The organism is Bacteroidales bacterium, from assembly GCA_014860575.1.
Taxonomy (GTDB): domain Bacteria; phylum Bacteroidota; class Bacteroidia; order Bacteroidales; family JAAYJT01; genus JAAYJT01.
In genome coordinates, this window is the sequence record JACZJK010000002.1 from 1 (window position 1) to 3,556 (window position 3,556).

The 3,556-nt window shown below is 38.1% G+C and carries 3 protein-coding genes and 1 pseudogene; all 4 read right to left on the reverse strand.

The features are described from left to right. Positions 1 to 256 precede the first annotated feature (256 nt). A pseudogene (locus tag IH597_00240) lies at positions 257 to 1,645 on the reverse strand (class I SAM-dependent DNA methyltransferase). Positions 1,646 to 1,723: 78 nt separating this feature from the next. Then, a complete protein-coding gene (locus IH597_00245; GenBank protein ID MBE0660872.1) occupies positions 1,724 to 2,401 on the reverse strand; it encodes a hypothetical protein in 678 nt (225 codons plus the stop codon). Positions 2,402 to 2,559: 158 nt separating this feature from the next. Next, positions 2,560 to 3,183, reverse strand: a complete 624-nt coding sequence (locus IH597_00250) for a hypothetical protein (protein ID MBE0660873.1) — start codon at positions 3,181 to 3,183, stop codon at positions 2,560 to 2,562. 126 nt (positions 3,184 to 3,309) lie between these two features. Next, positions 3,310 to 3,556, reverse strand: a 247-nt coding sequence (locus tag IH597_00255; protein ID MBE0660874.1) for an HU family DNA-binding protein, incomplete at its 5' end; no start/stop codon positions are given.

The following is a 3,556-nucleotide window of genomic DNA, read 5'->3' on the forward strand; positions in this document are numbered from 1 at the left end:
CACTACCGTCGGCATTATCAAACAGTTTTACAATTTGGTCGCGTTGGTATTGTTTCATTATTTTGGAACCAATAAAAGGCGGATTGCCAATGACATAATCAAATTTGATTTCATTGGATGGTTCGGGTTTACCTCTATGAAAAGCGAAAGATTTAGCTTGAACATTCACTTTGCCATATTCAATCTGAGGTTCATTTACCAAATAAATATTGGCATGCTTTGCGAAAACATCTACAGTGTTTAAAGGATTGAGCAATGATTGCCATTCAATCTCCAGAGCATCGCCTTGAACAATCTTAGCAGCTTTTGTCAAAGGCAGGCGAACAAAGTATTGTCCAAACTCATTGCTTATGAGCATGTTCATTTGGTGATCAATCAGCCACATAGCCACTTCGGCAATACGTGCAGGAAATTCTTCGTACTCGATGCCATAGAACTGGTCAACGTTAATCCAAAGAATATTGCCAATGTCCGTAACTCTTTGCCCTGATTTATATAACTCCCTTAAAACTTCCAATTCCAACAAACGCAGTTCACGATAAGTTATCACCAGGAAATTACCGCAACCGCAGGCAGGGTCAAGGAATTTGAGGGTGCTCAGTTTCTTGTGAAATTCTCTGAGTTTGGGCGCTGAGCCTTTTGAAGCATTGAATTCGCGCCAAAGATCGTCTAAGAAAAGGGGTTTGATAAGCTTCAGAATATTGGTTTCGCTGGTGTAATGCGCTCCCAGATTCCTTCTTTCGGTCGGGTTCATTACACTTTGAAACATGGAACCGAAAATAGCAGGCGAAATTTTGCTCCAGTCAATGTAACTGCAATCTAACAATGCATGGCGCATTTTGCTGTCGAAGCTCGCCGTTGGCAATATTTCTTCAAAGAGTTTCCCGTTTACATACGGAAAGTCGGCAAGCTGTTCGTCAAGGTTTTTAAAACGATTTTCTTTGGGTGTATTCAGTACCTGAAAGAGTTCCTGCAACCTGGCTGCAAGGTCGCTTCCGTCTTCGTTCGTCCGTTGCTCAATAAACTCCTGGAACTGTTGCTTGTTGAAGATGGTAGTATCTTCGGAAAACAACAGAAACAGAATACGCACCAGATAAACTTCCAATGGGTGTCCTGTGTAGCCGATCTCTTTTAACCGGTCGTGAAGTTTACCCATCAGTTCCGCTGCCTTAATGTTTGCAGGGTCTTGCTCTTTATAAACCTTCTTTTGGTAGCCCAAAATGTACCCGAAATGCTGCACGTTATTTACAAAGTCGTTGAGCTTAAATTCGATGTGTTTATCTTCTTCAAGGTCGTAAAGCCGGAAATTTTCAAAGTCGGAAACAAGAATGTATTTGGGCAATTCATGTTGTTTGAGTCCGTGTGTGTAATCAATTGCTTGTTGATAGGCTCTGTCGAGGTTTTTGCCCCGGCTTTTCATTTCAATCAGAATCGTCCCTTTCCAAAGCAAATCAATGTAACCGTCCTTCTCGTCAAGCTTTTTAACCCGATGCTCAAAAGTGCCAACCCGCTTACTGCTAATGCCAAACACATTAAAAAACTCAACTAAAAACGGCTTGGCGTCCGCTTCTTCTTTTGAAGTGTCAGCCCATTCTTTTGAGAAATTCAACGCCCTGTCTTTTATTTCGTTCCAGCTTAATGTCATGTTTTAATTTACAATATGGTTGGTTATGGTTGGTGGGTGGGTTTTTTTTAATTTGGCGGTGCCATGCGTTGTTGCCAGTTACTTTTTCTTTTTCTCATTCTTTTTAATCCTTTTTGTTATTTCTTCCATAACGTCCACCTTAATCCACATATCTTTTTCTTTTGAAAAATAAGCATAATCAGGAGTTTTATAACTCTTGTTTGGTTTTTGTTCTTTCAAAAAGTCGAGAATTTTATCAAGGGATGTTTCAATTGTACTTTCATCTATGTCACCTTCTAATTTAAAATTGAACTCTGTATTTTTATCTAATTTTACATTTAATCCAAATTTGATTTCTTTTTCTTCAATTGTGCCAGTAGAACTTTTAAAGTATTTCTTTCCTTTCAATTTTCTCCAACCATAAAGAAGTGACCATTTAATGGAATCCCATAAAGCACTTGTGCCGATAATTTTTATAATTTCAGAAATGAGAGGTTGGCTCAAAACAAAAAATGAGTCTAATGAAAATTCATCTAATGCGTTATAAAATACTCCGCTTTTATTGAAGGAACTTAATTGTAAATTGACCTTTTTCAAATTATCATTTATTTCATTCAAGTCAGTCTCTGTAAATTCCCCTATATACTCTAAATGCAATACAGCTTTTCCAGTCTTAATTGTTTTCCTTCTTTCCTTCAATAATCTTTCTTGATTTCTATATGCATCACTATTCATGAAGTCATCTAAAATTCCTCGTATTGATTTGTTTTTTGGCATTATTATTTTTATAATTGGCATCAACGTTCGGAACTATATGCAGTTGGGGATTGCGGGTTGCTTTCCTGTCGAACCCCGATGTCGTTGTTGCGGGCTGCGAACTTTGCTGTCCGCAATGAAACCCCAATTGACATATAGTTTTTGTTAGCAACCGTAATTTATTGTTTAAAGTATGAAAAGTCTCCTAGTTTGTCTTTGTTTGTTTCACAATACTTTATGCCTAAGTCTGTCAAAAAGAATTGTCCGTTACGTCTCTCAATTGTTATTATTCCAAGCCATTGTAGTCTTTGAATTGCCTGTAAAAAAGATGTGAAATCAGGACTATTTGCACCCAACGTAAATGTCCAACGTGTTTTGAAATCAGGATCATATTCAATTTGATGAATCCATAATGTACTAAGAATCTTTTTCGAAGAATTGTCAGCTAAAGGAAAGTCTGGAAAAATGTTATTTGTCGAATCTTTGGTCTTACTATCAAGAGGTATTTCACCTGTCACGCCACTTGCAACCGAAATCCCTTCTTTTGATATTGAAAAAGATTTGCTGTCCCTTATTTTTAAGCTAATTATCTCTAACAATTGAATAATCTGCCTTTTAAGAAGAAGAACAATTATAATAATTGCTAATGGCCAACTAATTATGCCAAATAGGTCAAAAACTTTTGATAGATAATCAACTTTGTTATAATCTGATTTCTCTATAGTAATTGTCTTTTCAACAAAAGATTTTGATTTTACTGTCGAATCTGTCACTACCTTAATGTACGTCGTGTCTAAGCTCATGTGTTAAGGTTTTTATTAAGGATGCTAACTCGTTTATAAACCAACCAAAAATAAGAGATAGTTCCTGTATGATCGCGCTATCCTTACCTTTTGTCCGGTTCATTTTTTTGAGGAACTGCAGGTTCATCATGCTTTCTTCTCAAATTTAAGGGTTTTGAGCATGTTTTTGAGTTCGGCGCCGGGGCGGTAAACGATCTTTGCCCCTTTGATGGTGGCAGCGGTAACGGCTTCAGCGGTTTCGGCGCTGTCGCTTTTCAGGTTTACGGTGAAGGTTCCGAGCTTGCCTAGGCTCACGGTGTTGCCGTCGGCCAGCTCATCGGCCACGGTTTCGAGCAATCCCATGATTACGGCATACACATCGGTGCGGCTCACG